The organism is Luteimonas sp. WGS1318 (assembly GCF_043187535.1).
Taxonomy (GTDB): domain Bacteria; phylum Pseudomonadota; class Gammaproteobacteria; order Xanthomonadales; family Xanthomonadaceae; genus Luteimonas.
Window position 1 is genome coordinate 2,726,560 of the sequence record NZ_CP171131.1, and the last position, 18,135, is coordinate 2,744,694.

17 protein-coding genes are annotated in these 18,135 nt (G+C 70.2%); 8 read left to right on the forward strand and 9 right to left on the reverse strand.

Annotation, left to right across the window (positions count from 1 at the left end; all coding sequences use genetic code 11):
- Positions 1 to 70 precede the first annotated feature (70 nt).
- A complete protein-coding gene (locus ACF3M1_RS12425) occupies positions 71 to 697 on the forward strand; it encodes an outer membrane beta-barrel protein (protein WP_394001087.1) in 627 nt (208 codons plus the stop codon).
- Positions 698 to 766: 69 nt separating this feature from the next.
- Here the strand turns inward: ACF3M1_RS12425 and ACF3M1_RS12430 are convergent, their stop codons facing one another.
- Positions 767 to 1,084, reverse strand: coding sequence for a hypothetical protein (locus tag ACF3M1_RS12430; protein WP_394001089.1), 318 nt, complete (start codon positions 1,082 to 1,084; stop codon positions 767 to 769).
- Positions 1,085 to 1,262: 178 nt separating this feature from the next.
- Between ACF3M1_RS12430 and ACF3M1_RS12435 the strand changes: the two genes are divergently transcribed.
- The 3 genes from ACF3M1_RS12435 to ACF3M1_RS12445 all read left to right on the forward strand — a co-directional run bounded on the left by ACF3M1_RS12435 (position 1,263) and on the right by ACF3M1_RS12445 (position 5,037).
- The gene (locus ACF3M1_RS12435; RefSeq protein WP_394001090.1) at positions 1,263 to 2,528 is read left to right on the forward strand and encodes an ectonucleotide pyrophosphatase/phosphodiesterase; all 1,266 of its coding nucleotides are present in this window, start codon (positions 1,263 to 1,265) and stop codon (positions 2,526 to 2,528) included.
- Between the two features lie 449 nt (positions 2,529 to 2,977).
- Positions 2,978 to 4,525 (forward strand): AlkA N-terminal domain-containing protein, encoded by a 1,548-nt coding sequence (locus ACF3M1_RS12440; RefSeq protein ID WP_394001091.1) that lies wholly within the window; start codon positions 2,978 to 2,980, stop codon positions 4,523 to 4,525.
- A complete protein-coding gene (locus ACF3M1_RS12445; RefSeq protein ID WP_394001093.1) occupies positions 4,522 to 5,037 on the forward strand; it encodes a methylated-DNA--[protein]-cysteine S-methyltransferase in 516 nt (171 codons plus the stop codon). The genes ACF3M1_RS12440 and ACF3M1_RS12445 overlap by 4 nt, the downstream gene beginning before the upstream one ends.
- A 268-nt stretch (positions 5,038 to 5,305) precedes the next feature.
- Here the strand turns inward: ACF3M1_RS12445 and ACF3M1_RS12450 are convergent, their stop codons facing one another.
- A complete protein-coding gene (locus tag ACF3M1_RS12450; RefSeq protein ID WP_394001095.1) occupies positions 5,306 to 5,842 on the reverse strand; it encodes a GNAT family N-acetyltransferase in 537 nt (178 codons plus the stop codon).
- Positions 5,839 to 7,089 (reverse strand): formimidoylglutamate deiminase, encoded by a 1,251-nt coding sequence (locus ACF3M1_RS12455; protein ID WP_394001097.1) that lies wholly within the window; start codon positions 7,087 to 7,089, stop codon positions 5,839 to 5,841. The genes ACF3M1_RS12450 and ACF3M1_RS12455 overlap by 4 nt, the downstream gene beginning before the upstream one ends.
- Before the next feature lie 61 nt (positions 7,090 to 7,150).
- Between ACF3M1_RS12455 and ACF3M1_RS12460 the strand changes: the two genes are divergently transcribed.
- Together ACF3M1_RS12460 and hutI are read left to right on the forward strand one after the other, a co-directional pair.
- Entirely contained in the window at positions 7,151 to 7,336 is a 186-nt protein-coding gene (locus ACF3M1_RS12460; RefSeq protein WP_394001099.1) for a hypothetical protein, read from the forward strand.
- Positions 7,326 to 8,546: an imidazolonepropionase gene (gene hutI, locus ACF3M1_RS12465; RefSeq protein WP_394001100.1), complete on the forward strand. Its 1,221-nt coding sequence runs from the start codon at positions 7,326 to 7,328 to the stop codon at positions 8,544 to 8,546. Before ACF3M1_RS12460 ends, hutI begins: the two co-directional genes overlap by 11 nt.
- A gap of 285 nt (positions 8,547 to 8,831) precedes the next feature.
- Here hutI and ACF3M1_RS12470 read toward each other — a convergent pair whose 3' ends face one another.
- Both ACF3M1_RS12470 and ACF3M1_RS12475 read right to left on the reverse strand, forming a co-directional pair.
- The gene (locus ACF3M1_RS12470; RefSeq protein ID WP_272761682.1) at positions 8,832 to 9,026 is read right to left on the reverse strand and encodes a 30S ribosomal protein THX; all 195 of its coding nucleotides are present in this window, start codon (positions 9,024 to 9,026) and stop codon (positions 8,832 to 8,834) included.
- A 106-nt stretch (positions 9,027 to 9,132) separates the two neighbouring features.
- Positions 9,133 to 9,528, reverse strand: a complete 396-nt coding sequence (locus ACF3M1_RS12475) for a MerC domain-containing protein (protein WP_394001102.1) — start codon at positions 9,526 to 9,528, stop codon at positions 9,133 to 9,135.
- Between the two features lie 83 nt (positions 9,529 to 9,611).
- On the opposite strand from ACF3M1_RS12475, the gene ACF3M1_RS12480 reads away from it, so the two are divergent.
- On the forward strand, positions 9,612 to 11,846 hold the full coding sequence (locus tag ACF3M1_RS12480; protein WP_394001104.1) for a TonB-dependent receptor: 2,235 nt from the start codon (positions 9,612 to 9,614) through the stop codon (positions 11,844 to 11,846).
- Between the two features lie 122 nt (positions 11,847 to 11,968).
- Here ACF3M1_RS12480 and ACF3M1_RS12485 read toward each other — a convergent pair whose 3' ends face one another.
- Positions 11,969 to 12,460: a transcriptional repressor gene (locus tag ACF3M1_RS12485; RefSeq protein ID WP_394001105.1), complete on the reverse strand. Its 492-nt coding sequence runs from the start codon at positions 12,458 to 12,460 to the stop codon at positions 11,969 to 11,971.
- A gap of 318 nt (positions 12,461 to 12,778) precedes the next feature.
- On the reverse strand, positions 12,779 to 14,194 hold the full coding sequence (gene gltX, locus ACF3M1_RS12490) for a glutamate--tRNA ligase (RefSeq protein WP_394001107.1): 1,416 nt from the start codon (positions 14,192 to 14,194) through the stop codon (positions 12,779 to 12,781).
- A gap of 81 nt (positions 14,195 to 14,275) precedes the next feature.
- Here gltX and lpxH point away from each other — a divergent pair, with 81 nt between their 5' ends.
- The gene (lpxH, locus tag ACF3M1_RS12495; protein WP_394001109.1) at positions 14,276 to 15,022 is read left to right on the forward strand and encodes a UDP-2,3-diacylglucosamine diphosphatase; all 747 of its coding nucleotides are present in this window, start codon (positions 14,276 to 14,278) and stop codon (positions 15,020 to 15,022) included.
- A gap of 750 nt (positions 15,023 to 15,772) precedes the next feature.
- Here the strand turns inward: lpxH and ACF3M1_RS12500 are convergent.
- Both ACF3M1_RS12500 and purF read right to left on the reverse strand, forming a co-directional pair.
- On the reverse strand, positions 15,773 to 16,615 hold the full coding sequence (locus tag ACF3M1_RS12500; RefSeq protein WP_394001111.1) for a ferritin-like domain-containing protein: 843 nt from the start codon (positions 16,613 to 16,615) through the stop codon (positions 15,773 to 15,775).
- Positions 16,612 to 18,078 (reverse strand): amidophosphoribosyltransferase, encoded by a 1,467-nt coding sequence (gene purF, locus ACF3M1_RS12505; protein WP_394001112.1) that lies wholly within the window; start codon positions 18,076 to 18,078, stop codon positions 16,612 to 16,614. The genes ACF3M1_RS12500 and purF overlap by 4 nt, the downstream gene beginning before the upstream one ends.
- Between the last annotated feature and the right edge of the window lie 57 nt (positions 18,079 to 18,135).

The following is an 18,135-nucleotide window of genomic DNA, read 5'->3' on the forward strand; positions in this document are numbered from 1 at the left end:
CGCCCCGCCGGACGCGGGGGTCCGCGGCGGTCGATTCCGGCCGCGGCGGTTTTCATCTCAAGGGGACAACATGATCAAGTTTGGACGCGTGGCGCTCGTCGCCATCGCAGGTGTCCTGGCCGTGCCGTGCGCACAGGCCCAGAGTGGTTTCTTCGTCGGCGCACAGGCCGGCCGGGCGACGCTGTCGGACACCGGTTTCAGGGACGACTCCAGCAGCACGCAGTCGATCGGCGCGGGTTACCGCTGGCAGGCCGGCGCGTCGCCGGTGCTGATCGGTGTCGAAGCGGGCTACGGCCGGCTGGGCGAGATCGGCGAGACCTTCGCCATCTCCGGCGTGTCGGAACGGCGCGAGTTCGAGGCCGACTACGGCTATGTCGGTGCGAACGCACGCGTCCAGTTCGGCGCCGACAGCCGCTGGTTCGCGATCGCGCGTCTCGGCTACATGGGCTACGACCAGGAATTCCGCTACCGCGTCGAAGCGCCGGGCCTGAGCGAGGAAGGCCGCTTCAGCGACGACGGCGGCGGCGCGTATTTCGGCCTCGGCCTGGGCGTCGACGTGACCCGCAACTTCAACGTCAATGCGATGGTCAACGGTTACGCGTATTCGTCGATCTACCGCGACGGCAACCGCTACCGCTTCGACGACGACGTGAGCACCGCGCGCACGCTGACGCTGGGCGCCGAACTGCGGTTCTGATCCGCGACATGAAAAAAAGGGAGTGCGCCTGCGGGCGCACTCCCTCGTGGTACAGCGCGGACGCCGGGCTCAGAACACCGACGGGTCCAGCCGGCGCAGCGCATCCTTGACGTCCACCGAGCCGGTGCGCTCGATGTCTTCGCGGGTGTAGACGCGGCCACCGCCGGTCACGCATTCCTGCTCAGCGCGCCTGGAGCGCGCATTGGCGTTCGCGGTGATCCGCGAGCCGGTCTCGCGGATGCAGAAGCGGTCCGACGGGCTGGCCCGCTGGCCACGCTCGCGCACGGCCTCTTCCTCTTCTTCCTGCTGCTGCGCCTGGGCGACGTGCGACACCGCGCCCAGGGCGAGGCCGGTGCACATCGCGGCAATCCACCATTTGCTGTTCATCGCGCATCTCCGGATCTGGCAATCGAGTGCCGCCACGATACGCCGCGCCTCACGGCCTGTGGTCTGGATTGGCTGAACGTTCAGGCCGTGTCGATCTTCGCGCGCGCGCCTACGGGGCGGCGCGGCGGCGCGCCGCGGTCGAAAACGAAGCGTCATGGAGGGCCGGTATCATGCGCGGATGCCTGACGTTTTCCGTGTGCGCGCTGCCGCGCTGCTGTCCGTGCTGTGGCTGTGTGCCTGCAGCGCCGTCCCCGTCGCAAGCCGGTCCACGGCCGCGCCGCCGCCCACCGAGCCGGCCATGGTGCTGCTGGTCTCGCTCGACGGCGCGCGCCCCGATGCCCTGGGCCGCGGCGATACGCCGACGCTGGACGCCCTCGCCCGTGACGGCGTGCAGGCCTGGATGCGGCCCTCGTATCCGTCACTGACATTCCCGAACCACTACACCCTGGTGACCGGCCTGCGCCCCGATCGCCATGGCCTGATCCACAACGCGATGTACGACGAGGCCCTGGGCGATTTCCGCCTGTCCGACCGCGAGGCGGTCGGCAACGGCGAGTGGTATGCCGACGGCGAGCCGCTCTGGGTGACCGCCGAGCGCGCGGGTCTGCGCACCGCCACGCTGTCGTGGCCGGGCAGCGAGGCCGCGGTGCGCGGCGTGCGGCCGACGCGCTGGTATCCGTTCGACGACACCCGGCCGATGGACGTGCGCATCGACACCGTGCTCGGCTGGATCGACGAGCCGGCAGCGACGCGCCCGCGACTGGCGACGCTGTATTTCGAGCATCCCGACAAGGCCGGACACGACTACGGCCCGAGTTCGGCGCAGTACCGGCAGGCGATGCGGAACGTGGACGCCGCCCTGGCGCGGCTGGTCGAGGGCCTGCGCGCGCGTGGCGCGCTGGACCGGGTGAACCTGGTGGTGGTGTCCGACCACGGCATGACCGACGTGCCCGAAGGCCAGGTGGTCACGGTCGAATCGATGGCGACGCCGGCCGAGGCGCGCATCGTCTCGACCGGCCAGGTGATCGGCATCGTGCCGAACCCCGGTTTTGAGACGCGCGTGGCCGAGCGTCTGCTGGGCACGCATGCGCAGTACGACTGCTGGCGGCGCGAGGCGATGCCGGCGCGCTGGAAATTCGGCACGCATCCGCGCGTGCCGCCGATCGTCTGCCAGATGCACCCGGGCTGGGATGCGATTCCCGAAGAGGCCATCGCCCGCCGTCCGCAGCGTACGCGCGGCTCGCACGGCTACGACCCGGCGCTGCCGGAGATGCGCGCGATGTTCCTCGCCCTCGGCCCGGCCTTCGGGCGCGGCGTGACGCTCGACGGCTTCGACAATGTCGATGTGTATCCGCTGCTGGCGTATCTGCTCGGCGTCACCCCGGCCGAGAATGATGGCGACCCGGCGACGCTGCGCCCCGCATTGCGCGACGCCGCGCACTGACCCACGCGGAACCGCTGGACGGCGGGGCAGATTGCCGGCGTGCGGCCGACGCGCATCGGCGGCGAAGCCCGATGCGAATTCAAGGCCGCAATGCACCCCGTCGTGCCGCAGGCGGTGGCGCTGCGTGGTGCGGTGACACGCAAAATCGGCGCCAGGCGCGCGATGCCGAGTCCACCGCATTGCTTGACGATCGCGGTGCCTCGGCGGACCGGCCACGCATGCGAACCGCGTACCGACATGACGGCGACGGTGCGCCCGGCCGGCGCGACGTGTGCGAGCGCCGGTGCGCCGGACGTGCGCCCCGGCCTTGATGATCGACAGCCCAGGACCCGTAGCCCGCGCGCGATCCCGGCGTGATCCAAAACGCCGTCAGCGCACGCCACGCAACGGCCGGCATCGATGTCCGAATCCGGCCAGTCACGCGCGAAGCCCGGTGCTAGCCTGCGTGCATGTCGTCCCTGACCGCCCTGCCCGATTCCGCCACCTGCGAACAGGCGCGCCTGAGCCGCGATGCGCGCTTCGACGGCCTGTTCTTCACCGCGGTGCGCACCACCGGCATCTACTGCCGGCCGGTGTGTCCGGCGCCCGCGCCGAAGGCTGCGAACGTCGTCTATTACCCCAACGCCGCCGCGGCCGAAGCTGCGGGCTTCCGCCCGTGCCTGCGTTGCCGGCCGGAATTGGCACCTGCGGACGGGCACTGGCATCGCGGCGACGATCTCGTCGCCCGGGCTCTGGCGTTGATCGAACAGGGCGTGCTGAACGAGGCGCCGCTGGCGCACCTGGCGCAGCGGCTGCACATCGGCGAGCGCCAGCTGCGGCGGCTGTTCGTCGAGCGCCTCGGCGCGGCGCCGGTCGGCGTGCACGGCACGCGGCGCCTGCTGTTCGCCAAGCAGTTGCTGACCGAGACCGCGCTGCCGATCACCGAGGTCGCGCTGGCGGCCGGATTCAACAGCGTGCGGCGCTTCAATGCGGTGTTCCAGGATGCGTATCGCATGCCGCCGCGCGACCTGCGCAAGGCGCCGCGCGAATCCACCGGCGATGCGCTGACGCTACGTCTCGCCTATCGCCCGCCGTACGGCCTGCCGGCGATGCTCGATTTCCTGCGCGGCCGTGCACTGCCGGGCATCGAGGTCGTCGACGATGTCGCCTATACCCGCGTGATCGGCGATGCGGATGCACCGGGCTGGCTGCGCGTGAGCGCGTGGCCCGGCACGCGCGGTGACCCTGCGCCGGACGCGCTGCGCCTGGAATTGCACGGCTGTGCGCCGTCGCGGCTGCAGGACACCGTGCAGCGCGTGCGGCGGATGTTCGATCTGGATGCGGACCCGCACACGATCGCCGCGCATCTCGGCCACGACCCCCGCCTGGCGCCGCTGCTGCGCAAGCGCCCGGGCCTGCGCCTGCCCAGCGGCTGGGACGGGTTCGAGATCGCGGTGCGCGCGGTGATCGGCCAGCAGGTCAGCGTGGCCGCTGCGCGCACCTTGACTGCGCGGCTGTCGCAACGCTTCGGCGCGCCGCTGCCGGAGACGTTCGCTGCGCATGGCTTCGCGCATCTGTTCCCGACGCCGGAGGTGCTGGTCGACGCCGACTTCAACGGTCTCGGCCTGATCGGCAGCCGCATCGCGACGATCCGCGGCATCGCCGCCGCACTGCTCGACGGCCGCGTGGATTTCGATCGCGCGCGCACGCTCGACGACATCGTCGAACGCTGGGTCGCCCTGCCCGGCATCGGCCCGTGGACCGCGCAATACATCGCGCTGCGCGCGCTCGGCCATCCGGACGCGTTTCCCGCCGAGGATCTGGTGCTGCAGAAGACGTTGCCGACTGATGGCACACGCATGACGGCCTCCGCGCTGCGCGCGCACGCGGAAGCCTGGCGCCCATGGCGCGGCTACGCGGTCTTCCATCTGTGGCGCGAGGCGGCTGCATCCACGCCCGCGCACGCCGCGACACCGACGCGCACGCGCGCCCGTTCCACCCGGAGTCCATCGCCATGAACCCGACCACGCCCCAGGTCTTCACCCGCACCATCGACAGCCCGGTCGGCCCGCTGTTTCTCGCCGCCTCCGACGCTGGCCTGCACGCGGTGGAGTTCGCCGAGCACCGGCATCCGGTGCCGCGCGGCGATGATTGGCGTGATGGCGCGCATCCGGTCCTCGATGCCACCGCGCAGCAATTGAGCGACTATTTCGCCGGCACACGCCGGACCTTCGACCTGCCGTTCGCCGCCCGCGGCACACCGTTCCAGCACCAGGTCTGGGCCGCGCTGACGCGCATTCCCTACGGCGCGACCGCCAGCTACGTCGAACTCGCCCGCATGGTGGACAAGCCCAGCGCGAGTCGTGCGGTCGGCGCCGCGAACGGGCGCAATCCGCTGTCGATCGTCGTGCCCTGCCACCGCGTCATCGGCGCCGGCGGCGCACTGACCGGCTTCGGCGGCGGCCTGCCGACCAAGGAATTCCTGCTGACGCTCGAAGGCGCATGGCCGCGCGCCGCCCGCCTCCTGTAAACGTGCGTTCGCGCGCCGCACTGCAAGGCATCGATCCGCGGCACCTGTAGGAGCGCGCTCGCGTGCGAACGCCTCCAGACGCCGAGCTCCAAGCAACCCGAACCGTCAGCGCAACCACGCCAGAATCAAATGCGCCGCGGTTTCGCGGCCTCCCGTCACACGCGCTGAGCCCGGCGCCATCGCTCAAGGAGAGTGAATCCGGACGCCAGCGATGGCGAGGGCCAGGGCTGTCGTCAACATCACAGCGCTCCTTGCGTGGGAGGAGTGGTCATGCTGCCCACTCAGGCGCGTCCGTGCTCCGGTCTGCGACGAACCGCCCGTGCGTCCGGATGGACCGCCCCTGGCCCGACGAACGCGTGGGCCGCCGCAGCGTCAGCGCATCGACCTCGACGCCGTTGTAGGCGGCGCGGAAGCGTTCGCCGCGCTCGAAGCCCGCGCGCCGGTACAGCGCCAGCGCGGCGGTGTTCGAGGCCACGACGTCGAGTTCCACCTCGCCGGGCATGGCGGCCAGCATGTGGGTCAGCAGCGCGCCGCCGACGCCGGCGGCGCGTGCGTCCGGATCGACGAACAGCATCGTGATCCGGCCTGGCGTGCAGGCGCCGAAGCCGAGCACGGTGGCCGCGCCGGCGACGAAGACATCCGAGACCTCGAACGCCGCCAGCCGCTCGCGGTCGTCCAGCAGCGGCAACAGTGGCGGCACGACGGGTTCGTTGGCCAGTTCGTCGAGCTTGGCGCGCGCGTAGATGGCGACGATCGCCGCACGGTCCGCCGCGCGTGCCCGACGGATGCGCACGGCGCGGCTCATGACGCGGCCAGCAGGCGGCGCATCGCAGCGGTGTAGTCACGGGCGGCGGTCGCGTGCGCGGGATGACACCCGTCGAGGACGCGCGCCTGACCGTCCACATGCACCTCGCGCACCAGCGGCCGGTTGCCGGCGAAGATCCAGCGGTCGAGCACATCGCCTTCGGTTGCGCCGGCGAGCAGCGCCGCATCGGCGTCGAGCACGACGTGATCGTTGCGCGTGTCGAACCCCGTCGACGCCGCGGCGCTGCGCATCACGCCTTCGAGCAGACTGCGGCCGACGCTCGGCGCGCCGGGGGTGACGGCGATATTGCGCCGGCGCGTGACCAGGCGCTGGCCGTATTCGAGCCAGCGCAGTTCCTCGACCGGCGAGATCGAGACATGCGAATCGGAGCCGATGCCCCAGGCACCACCGGCATCCAGATAGTCGCGCAGCGGAAACAGGCCGTCACCGAGGTTGGCTTCGGTGGTCGGGCAGATCGCGACGGTCGCGCCGCTGCGCGCGATGCCGGCAACTTCCGACGTGTCGAGATGGGTGGCGTGGACCAACGTCCAGCGGGCGTCGACCTCGGCGTGATCCAGCAGCCAGGCCACGGGCCGCGCGCCGCACATGGCCACGCACTCCTCGACCTCGGCCACCTGCTCGGCGATGTGCACGTGCACGCGCGCATCCGCCGGCAACGCGGCGAGCACGACCTGCATCGCATCCGCGGGCACCGCGCGCAGGCTGTGCAGCGCGCAGCCGACGCGCAGGCCGGCGTCCTGGCGCGCATGCAGGTCGGCGAACAGGCGCAGGTAAGCGTCGACCTCATGGCCGAAACGGCGCTGATGCGCGCCCAGCGCGCGGCCGTCGAAGCCGCCGCGCATGTACAGCACCGGCAGCAGCGTCAGGCGGATGCCGGTGGCGCGCGCCGCATCGATCAGCGCATCGGACATCGCGCTCGCCGGCACGCACGGCCGGCCATCCGGTGCGTGGTGCAGGTAGTGGAATTCGCAGACGCTGGTGTAACCGGCCTCGAGCATCTCGACATAGAGCTGGGTGGCGACCGCGCGCAGCAGGTCCGGATCGAAGCGCGCCGCCATGCGGTACATCGTGTCGCGCCAGGTCCAGAACGAATCCGCGGGATCGGTCTGCACTTCGGCCAGTCCCGCCATCGCCCGCTGGAACGCATGCGAGTGCAGATTGGCGACGGCCGGCACGCGCCAGCCGTCCGCGGTGCGCTGGACGTGCAGTTCGACAGGATCGGACATCGGCGGCGGTGCTCGAAAAGTGAGTGCGTTAGGCTAGCGGTCTTTGCGGGAGAAGACACGGATGAGCGGTTCCAACATCGCGCTGTTTGCGGCGCTGATCGCCGGGGCCTGCGGCCTGTTCGCGGTGTTCATCATCCTGTCGCGTGTGCGTCGCCCTCGCGCCTTGCCTCCCGCCGCCGCTGCGGCCCCGCTGGTGCCCGACCTAGAGGCACCCGGCACCACGATCGACGCCGGCGATGCACGCTGAGCCCTGGGACGGCCTGCTCCTCGGGCCGACGCTGATCACGCTGGACGGCGACGCCGGCTACGGCCTGGTCGAACACGGTGCGCTGGGCTGGCGCGACGGCGTGATCGTGCACGTGGGCACGCGCGATGCGCTGCCCGACGTCCCCCAGCGGCTGGCGGCCGAGGTGATCGAGGCGACGGGCTGCGTGACGCCGGGCCTGATCGACTGCCACACGCATCTGGTGTTCGCCGGCAACCGTGCGGGCGAGTTCGAGCAGCGCCTGCAGGGCGCGAGCTACGAGGACATCGCGCGCATCGGCGGCGGCATCGTCTCCACCGTGCGCGCAGTGCGCGCCGCCGACGCGGACGCGCTGCTGGCGCAGTCACTGCCGCGCGCGCGCGCCCTGGTCGCCGATGGCGCGACGACGCTGGAGATCAAATCCGGCTACGGCCTGGATCTCGACAACGAACGCAAGATGCTGCGCGTCGCGCGGCGCGTGGGCGAGGTGCTCGGGATCACCGTGCGCACCACCTTCCTCGGCGCGCACGCGCTGCCCCCAGAGTTCGCAGACCGCGCCGACGCGTACATCGACGCGGTCTGCGACTGGCTGCCGCAGTTGCATGCCGAGGGCCTGGTGGACGCGGTCGACGCCTTCGCTGAACGTATCGCGTTCAGTACGGCGCAGACCCGACGGGTGTTCGACGTGGCGCGCGTGCTCGGCCTGCCGGTGAAGCTGCATGCCGACCAGCTCAGCGACGGCGAAGGCGCGGCGCTGGTGGCCGACTTCGGCGGCCTGTCGGCCGACCATGTCGAATACACCTCCGACGCCGGCGTCGCCGCGATGGCCGCGGCGGGCACGGTGGCGGTGCTGCTGCCCGGCGCATTCCATGTGCTGCGCGAGACGCGCCTGCCGCCGCTGGATGCCTTCCGCGCCGCCGGCGTACCGATGGCGGTGGCGACCGACTGCAATCCCGGCACGTCGCCGCTGCTGTCGCTGCGCCAGGGCATGCAGCTGGCGTGCACGCATTTCCGCCTGACGCCGGAGGAGGCGTTGCGCGGCGCCACGGTGCATGCGGCGCGCGCACTCGGGCTGGGCGACCGCGGCCGGCTGGCGGTCGGCCAGCGCGCGGATTTCGCCTGCTGGCGCATCGAGCAGCCGGCCGAACTCGGCTACTGGCTCGGCGGCCCGCTGCTGGCGATGTCGTATGCCGGCGGGCGTCGCCTGGTCTGAGCGCGGCATCCTGGCACCCGCGCGAGCGCGGTCCGCGAGGTTTTAGACCGCGGCCTCATCGACCGGTCTCATCCGGCCGCATGCGCACCGGGGTTTGAACCGCAGTCGGCAGCGGGCGCGCAGGCGCGGCGCACCGCGGCACCCAGCGTGGTCGGTCGGCCACCGCACCCCGCCAATCCGCAGCGCAGACTCAGCCAGCACGGGCTAGCAGCTGGCGCATCCATCCTGCGGAAACGCGAAAGCCCCGCACAGGCGGGGCTTTCGACGGTGCAACGCGAGGCCGGATTACTCGGCCTTCGGCGCCGCCTTCTTCGCGACGGCCTTCTTGGCCGGCGCCTTGGCGACGGTCTTGGTGGCGGCCTTCTTCACGACCGGTGCGGTCGCGGTGCCGGCGGCCTTGACGACGCCCTTCGAACGGGAATTGCCGTAGCTCGCGTTGTAACGCTTGCCCTTGAGGGTCTTGCGGTCGCCCTTGCCCATTGTCTGCTCCTGGTGTGCTGCGAGTTGAATGCGATAGACGCGAAAGTGCGCCGCGAGGGCGCACAGGGCCGCGGATTCTATCACGCGGCCGGCTTGGGAGATGCGGTCAGCCGCGGTGGTGCGCGTGGGTCAGCCGCAGGTTGACCAGATGCGCGGCCGCCAGCAGCAGGCCGCCGGCCGCCATCACCACCGCATGGGTGATGGTGTGGTCGTGCAGATGGGTGAAGGCGCCCGCCCACACCAGGCCCAGGCCCGGCAACAGCAGCGCCCAGGCGTGGAAGGCACGATGGCGGCGCCAGCCCAGCGTCAGCGTGGTCGCGCCGAGCAGCGTGGCGAACACGACGAAGGCCTGGTCGATATCGACCCAGCCGCCGATGTTGAGGCCGAACGCAGGCAGCAGCGCCAGCGCAACGGGCAGCAGCGCGCAGTGCACGGCACACAGGAACGACGCGGCGAATCCGACGCGGTCGGCCTGGCGCACAACGGAATCTTGGGCGGACATGTCTTTTGGGGGGTGCGGGGGTCTGCGTAACATTATAACATTCCCGGATCGCCCACCAGTCTACCCCACCCCGGATGCCGCAGATGTCTCGAAACCGCTCCCGCTTCGCCCCCGTTCCGTCTCGCCTGGCCGTGGCCCTCGCGCTGCTGTTGCCCGCGGCCGGCGCCGCCGCACAGAGCGCGGCCCATCCCACGCCGACCACCCTCGACACCGTCCAGGTGACCGCCGTGCCGCTGGGCGGCAGCGCCGAAGATCTCGCGCACCCGGTCGAGGTGCTGCACGGCGACGCGCTCGAGGACCGCAAGGCCGGCAACCTCGGTGACACCGTCTCGTCCCTGCCCGGCGTGCAGAGTGCCTTCTTCGGCACCGGCGTCGGCCGCCCGATCATCCGCGGCCAGGAAGGTCCGCGCGTGCAGGTGCTCTCCGGCGGCATCGGCAGCATGGACGCCTCGACCGTCAGCGCCGACCACGCAGTCAGCATCGAACCGTTCCTGGCCGACCAGATCGAAGTGCTCAAGGGCCCGGCGAACCTGCTGTACGGCAGCGGCGCGATCGGCGGCGCGGTCAACGTGGTCGACGGACGCATCGCCACGTCCGTGCCCGACCGCCCGCTCAGTGGCCGCGCGGAACTGCGCGCCGGCAGCGGCAACGACGAGCGCAGCGGCATGTTCCGGCTCGACGGCGTCAGCGGCGACAACCTCGTGCTGCACGTCGACGGCCTGATCCGCAATACCGGCGACTTCGACATTCCCGGCTTCGCCCAGGTCGAGCACGACGACCACGGCCATAACGACCACGACGACGATCATGACCACGACGACCACGAGGAGAACGCGTTCGGCGTGCTGCCCAACAGTTCGATCCGTACGCGCGCAGGCGCGGTCGGCGCGACCTGGTTCGGCGAGCGCGGCCATCTGGGCGTGGCGCTGAGCACCTATCGCACCAATTACGGCCTGCCGGACGGGGCCCATTCGCACGGCGACAGCGACGGCGGCCACGACCATGGCGATGATGATCACGATCATGACCATGATCACGACGATCACGATCACGACGACGAGGGCCACGACCACGGCTCGGTGCGCATCGACCTGGTGCAGAACCGCGTCGATCTGAAGGGCGGCCTGTACGACCCGCTGCCGTTCCTCAGCGCGCTCAACGTGCGCGCGGCCTGGAACGACTACGAGCACGTCGAACTGGAAGACGGCCTGGCCGCCACCCGCTTCAGCAACCGCGGCGTCGAAGGTCGCATCGAGGCGGTGCAGAACGAATACAACGGCTGGCGCGGCGCCTTCGGCCTGCAGCTCGGCCGCAGCGATTTCAGCGCCGTCGGTGAGGAGGCCTTCGTGCCGCCGGGCGTGACCGAGACGCTGGGCCTGTTCGTGGTCCAGGAAAAGGAATTCGGCCCGTTCAAGCTCGAGCTCGGCGGCCGCCACGAGCGCGTCGAGATCGATTCCGACACCGGCGTGTCGCGGCGCTTCGACGCCAGCAGCCTCTCGGGTGCGGCGATCTGGCACCTGTCGGACGTGTTCGACCTGCGCTTCGGTGCCGACATTTCCGAGCGTGCGCCGACCAACGAGGAACTCTTCGCCGCCGGCCCGCACATCGCCACGCGCTCGATCGAGATCGGCGACGCGGACCTCGACACCGAACGCGGCCAGCGCCTGGAAGTGGGCCTGCATGCGCACACCGACCGGGTCGAGGTAAAGGCCGCGGTCTACCAGACGCGGTTCAAGGACTTCACCTATCTCACCGATACCGGTGTGGTCGAGGACGGCTTCCCGGTGCGGCTGTGGACGCAAGGCGACGCCACGTTCCGCGGCGCGGAAGCCGAGGCGAAGTTCCACCTCGTGGAATCGGACGCGGGCGATTTCGACCTGCGCGTGTTTGGCGACATCGTCCGCGCGTCGCTGGACGGCAGCGGCACGCGTGAGGTGCACTTCGACGTGCCGCACGGCGATCACAGCCACCACTACCACGCCGACATCGCACTGGGTGGCAACCTGCCGCGGATCGCGCCGTCGCGCGTGGGCGCGGACCTCAACTGGACCCTCGGCGGCTGGCGCGCGCACGTCGGCGCGGTGCGCTACCAGAAGCAGGACCGCGTGGCCGCGCTCGAAGAGCCGAGCCCCGGCTACACGCTGGTCAACGCCGGTGTCGCCTGGCGTGTCGGCGACGTGGACCGCACCCAGTGGGAACTGTTCCTCGACGGCCGCAACCTGACCGACCGCGAGGCACGTCCGCACACCTCGCTGCTGCGCGACTATGCGCCGCTGCCGGGTCGCCAGATCGCCGGTGGCATCCGCGTCTACTTCTGACGCGGGAACGCCTGCGCACACAGGCCCCGCGTCGACGAACGACGCGGGGCTTTTTTATCGGGATTCTTTCCAGTTCGACGGCCCGCAATGCGGCTCCGGCCGCGACCGTCAGCCGTGCGCGTTCAGGCGTCGGCGCACTGCGCACAGAGCCCGTGCACTTCCAGCGTCTGCGCCTGGGGCACGAAGCCGAGCGCGCGTGCGCGCTCGTCGAGCGAAGCGACCACCGCCTCGTCTTCCAGCTCGACCGCGCTGTGGCAGCGGTCGCAGATCAGGAACGGCACCGAGTGCTGCGCGGTGCTCGGGTGGTGGCAGGCCACGAAGGCATTGACCGACTGCAGCTTGTGGATGAAGCCATTGGCGAGCAGGAAATCCAGCGCGCGATACACGGTGGGCGGCGCCGCAGCGCCCGGCCCGTCGCCTTCGCGCACCCGGTCGAGCAGGTCGTAGGCCTTCAGCGGCTTGCCGGCCTCGGCGATCAGGTTCAGCACGTACGCCCGGATCGGCGTCAACCGCAGGCCGCGCTCGCTGCAGGCATGCTCCACCGCGCGCACGAACGCCGCAGCGTCGTCGACGTGGTGGTGGGGATCGGTGCAGGTGTGGTCGTGCTTGGCCATCGGTCCATGATGGGTGCGAGCGGGCACTGACTCAAGCGCGCCCGTGATTTCGCGCGCCGTTCGACGTTGCCGCTTCAGGCCTGCATCTGACTCGCGACGCACAATTGCGCTTGAACGCGCACCAGGACGCTTGGGCGCCTGGCCTCTACAGCCCCACAAGCTGGCCCCCGCAGCCCCGTAGTCCGCCGCATCTGGATGGGCGGCGTCCTACGGGTTCTGGATGGCTGCTGTCGCGTTGCGCGTCATGCAATCGCGACGGTGAAGACGAGCCCGAGGCCATCAGTCCAGATCAGCTGGATCGCACAGCCTCGCGACGGGTCAGGCGGCCTCGCTGCCTTCCGGAATCATCGCGATCGCCGCATCGATCCGCGCCAGCGCGTCGTCGCGCCCCGCCAGGTACACGGTGTGGCCGATGTCGGGGCTGACCTGCGTGCCGGTGATCGCGACGCGCAACGGCTGCGCCACCTTGCCCATACCCAAGGCCAACGTCTCGACCGTCTCGCGGAACGCCGCATCGATCGCTTCGACGGTCCACTCCGGCAGCGCGGCGAAACGCGCGCGCACATCGGTCAGCGGGGCGCGGGCTTCGGCCTTCAGGTGTTTGGCGACGGCCTTGTCGTCGTAGGCGGCAATCGGCCGATACCAGACCGCCGCGCGCTCGGACATTTCCTTCAGCGTCTGCACACGGTCGCGCAGCGCGATCACGACATCGGCCGGCGCTGGGCCCGCCGCCAGGTCGTAGCCGTCGCTACGCAGATGCCATTCCAGATGCGCGGCCACCGCAGCCGGGTCGTCGGACTTCAGGTATTGCTGGTTGAGCCATCCGAGCTTGGCCATGTCGAGGCGCGCGGCCTTGGCGTTGACGTCCTTGAGGTCGAACAGCTGCTGCATTTCGGCGATCGAGAAGATCTCCTGGTCGCCATGCGACCAGCCCAGCCGCACGAGGTAGTTCAGCAGCGCGTGCGGCAGGTAGCCGGCATCGCGGTACTGCATGACGTCGGCGGCGCCGGTGCGCTTGGACAACTTGGCGCCCTGCTCGTCGAGGATCATCGGCAGGTGCGAAAACGCCGGCACGTCGGCGCCGAGCGCGCGATAGATATTGATCTGCCGCGGGGTGTTGTTGACGTGGTCGTCGCCGCGCACGACATCGGTGATGCCCATGTCCAGATCGTCCACGACCACGGCGAAGTTGTAGGTCGCGTAGCCGTCGGGGCGGAAGATCACAAGGTCGTCGAGTTCGCTGTTGGCGATCTCGATACGGCCCTTGACCTTGTCCTCCCAGACCACCGTGCCGTCGAGCGGATTCTTCAGGCGGATCACGCGATTGGGATCGTCGCGCTTCGGTTCGTTGCGCTCGCGATACGCGCCGTTGTAGCGCGGCTTGTCGCCCGCGGCCATCGCGGCCTCGCGCATCGCGTCGAGTTCGGCCTTCGACTCGTAGGCGTAGTAGGCCTTGCCGTCGGCGACCAGCTGCTCGGCCACTTCGGCGTAGCGATCCAGACGATGCGTCTGGTAGATCGGGCCTTCGTCGTAATCCAGGCCCAGCCAGTCCATCGCCTGGAGGATCGCGTCGATCGCGGCCTGGGTGCTGCGCTCGCGGTCGGTGTCCTCGATGCGCAGCACGAACTGGCCGCCGCGACGCCGCGCTTCCAGCCAGCAGTACAGCGCGGTACGCGCGCCGCCGATGTGCAGATAGCCGGTGGGACTGGGGGCGAAACGGGTGCGGCAGGCCATGCGCGAAGCTCGATGCGGGAACAGCGCGCATTCTAACCGGCACGCCCGGACCGGCCCCGGACGCGGATTACAATGACGGCCATGGCGACCCTCTTCCTCTCAGACCTGCATCTCGACCCGGCCCGTCCGCAGATCACCGCGCTGTTTCTGGCCTTCCTCGACGGCGAGGCGCGCGACGCGGATGCGCTCTACATCCTCGGCGATCTGTTCGAATCCTGGGTCGGCGACGACGATCCGTCCGAGGCCGGCGCCGCGGTCGCCGAACGGCTGGCCGCGCTGTCGACCGCCGGCGTGCCGGTGTCGTTCATGCACGGCAACCGCGACTTCCTCGTGGGCCGCGACTACGCGCAGCGTGCCGGCATGACGCTGTTGCCCGACCCCGCCGTAATTCTGCTCTACGGCTCGCCGGTGCTGCTGACCCACGGCGACCTGCTGTGCACCGGCGACGTCGAATACCAGGCGGTGCGCAACCAGGTGCGCGATCCGCGCTGGCAGGCTCAGATGCTGGCGCAACCGCTGCCTGCACGGCTGGCGTTCGCCCAGCAGGCGCGCGCCGCCAGCCAGGCGCGCGCCGGCGCATTGCGCGACGCCGGCACGATGGAGACCCTCACCGATGTCGCGCCAGCCGCCGTCGACGACTGGTTCCTGCGTTACGGCGTGGACACGATGATCCATGGCCACACCCACCGCCCGGCGATTCACGACCTGCAGGTCGCAGACCGCGACTGCCGCCGCATCGTCCTCGGCGACTGGTTCGAACAGGGCTCGGTGCTGCGCGCGCAGGCCGACGGGCGTCTGGAGCTGTCGGCGTTGCCCGACGCGTCGTAGTCCGGGCGGTCAGACCGAGCGCAGCCCTCACGATGGTGTTGCCGCGTCACAGCGCAGCGCTTGCGTAGGAGCGTGCTGGCGCGCGATGTGGCGGTCACGGCAAAGCCCTATCGCGCGCAAGCGCGCTCCTACAGGAGCGTCGGGCGTCCGACGAGGATCTGGGATGGCGCCAAGCCCCGCGTGAACAACGGCACGAACGACACGCTGACGCCCGCGTGTCTGCTGATGCTGAAGCACCCTCTCCGTCTGTAGGAGCGCGCTGGCGCGCGAAGTGGCGTTCCCGGCAAAGCCTCTTCGCGCGCAAGCGCGCTCCTACAGCAGCGTCGGGCGTCCGACAATGATCTGGAATGCCGCCAAGCCCCACGCGAACAACGGCACGAACGGCACGCTGAAGGCCGCGTAGCCGCTGATGCTGAAGCACCCTCTCCGTCTGTAGGAGCGCGCTGGCGCGCGATGGGGCGTTCCCAGCAAGCCTCTTCGCGCGCAAGCGCGCTCCTACAGCAGCGTCGGGCGTCCGACGAGGATCTGGGATGCCGCCAAGCCCCACGTGAACAACGGCACGCACGGCATGCTGGCGCCCGCGCGGCCGCTGATGCTGAAGCGCCCTCTGCGCCTGTAGGAGCGCGCTGGCGCGCGATGTGGCGTTACCGGCAAAGCCCTATCGCGCGCAAGCGCGCTCCTACGGGAATGCCTGGTGTCTGGTGATCCTCTGCAATGCCGCAGGCCACGGCCCGCTGAAGCCCGGCGCGCTTACGGCTGTGCCCGGTCCGCGTCGATCGCCTGCAGCGCCGCCAGCTCCTCCTCGCTGAACCCGGCGGCCGCGCGCGCATCGAGGTTGAACGGGCCGTGCAGCACCGCGCGTGCGTAGTCCGAGAGCAGATCGCGGAACGTCGATTCTGGCGCCACGCCGCGGCGCTCGCAGAACCAGCGGAACCAGCGACTGCCGGCGGCGACGTGGGCCACTTCCTCGCGCAGGATCACCTCGAGAATGTGCACGGTGGCGTCGTCCCCCAGGCTCCGCAGTTTGACGATCATGCCCGGCGTCACGTCCAGCCCGCGTGCCTCGAGCACGCGCGGCACCAGGGCCATGCGTGCCATGCCGTCATCGGCGGTCTTCTCGCACATTTCCCACAATCCATTGTGCGCGTCGAAATCACCGTAGTCGAAGCCCAGCTCGCCCAGGCGGTCGCGCAGCAACACGAAGTGCCGCGCCTCGTCGTCGGCCACGCGTACCCAGTCGGCGTAGTAATCGGGCGGCAGACCGCGGAAGCGGTAGACCGCGTCCCAGCCCAGGTCGATCGCATTGAGCTCGATATGCGCGATCGCATGGATGAAGGCGGCGCGGCCCTCCGTGGTGCCGAAGCCACGACGCGGCAGCGCGCGTGGATGCACCAGCCGTGGCCGCTCGGGACGGCCGGGCATGCGGATCGGCGCGGGCGCCGGCGCGGCGGGATCGATCGGCAGTTCGCCGGCCGAGAACCGCCGGGCGTAGGCGTGGGTCAGCGCGACCTTGGCGTCGGGCGTGCGTGCATCGAGACAGTGCTGCGCGGCGGCGAACAGGTCCGGCGCATCCGCGGCCACCGCCGCGCTCACGCGCGGCGCTTCTTCTTCGCGTCGTCGTTGCGCAGCTGCTGCAGGCGTTCGAAATAGCCGGGCTCGATGCCGGTGACGTACTCGCCACTGAAGCAGGAGCTGTCGAACCGGCGCTCGGGGAACTTCGGACCGGACACCGCGCTTTCGAGATCCGCGAGGTCCTGATAGATCAGCCAGTCGCAGCCGAGGAAGGCCTCGATCTCTTTTTCGGTGCGGTTGTGCGCGACCAGCTCGTCGACCGACGGCATGTCGATGCCGTAGATGTTGGGATGGCGCACCGGCGGCGCGGCCGACGCCAGGTACACCTTCTTGGCACCGGCGTCGCGCGCCATCTGCACGATCTGCTTGGACGTGGTGCCGCGCACGATCGAGTCGTCGACCAGCAACACCACGCGGTTGCGGAATTCCAGCGGGATCGGATTGAGCTTGCGCTTGACCGATTTCGCGCGCTCGCCCTGCCCCGGCATGATGAAGGTCCGGCCGACGTAGCGGTTCTTGATGAAGCCCTCGCGATACTTCACGCCGAGCACGTTGGCGATCTCGAGCGCGGAATCGCGCGAGGTATCGGGAATCGGGATCACGGTGTCGATGTCGTGGTCCGGCCGCAGGCGCAGGATCTTCTCGCCCAGCGTCACGCCCATGCGCATGCGCGCCTTGTGCACCGAGATGTTCTCGATCATCGAGTCCGGGCGCGCGAAGTACACGTATTCGAAGATGCACGGCGCATGCGGCTGCTGCGGCGCGCACTGGCGGTGATGCAGTTCGCCGCGCGCGGTGATGACGATGCCCTCGCCCGGTTCGACGTCGCGCAGGCGCTCGAAGCCGAGGATGTCGAGCGCGACCGACTCCGACGCCACCGCGTACTCGGTGCCGTCGGCGGTCTCGCGCTTGCCCAGTACCAGCGGGCGGATGCCGTGCGGATCGCGGAACGCGATCAGGCCCAGGCCCAGCACGGTCGCGACCACGGCATAGCCGCCCTTGGCGCGGCGGTTGACGCCTTCCACGGCGCGGAACGCGGCCTCGGGCGTCAGCGCCTTCTCGCGGTCGAGCTCGTGCGCGAACACGTTGAGCAGCACTTCGGAGTCGGACTCGGTATTGACGTTGCGGCGGTCGGTCTCGAACACCTGCTGGCGCAGCTGGTCGGTGTTGACCAGGTTGCCGTTGTGCGCGAGCGCGATGCCGTAGGGCGAGTTGACGTAGAACGGCTGCGCCTCGTCGTGGCCCTCGCTGCCGGCGGTGGGATAGCGGCAGTGCGCGATGCCGACGCGCCCCTGCAGCAGGTCCATCGCCTTGGCATCGAACACGTCGCGCACCAGGCCGTTGCCCTTGTGCACGCGCATCACCGTGCCGCTGGAGACGGCGATGCCGGCCGCGTCCTGGCCACGGTGCTGGAGCACGGTCAGGCCGTCGTACAGCGCGGGCGCGACTTCAGAGGTTCCAACGATGCCGACGATGCCGCACATGTTCGATATCCAGTTCTGCTTGAGGCGCGGAGATCACGCCGGGGACGAAGGAAATAG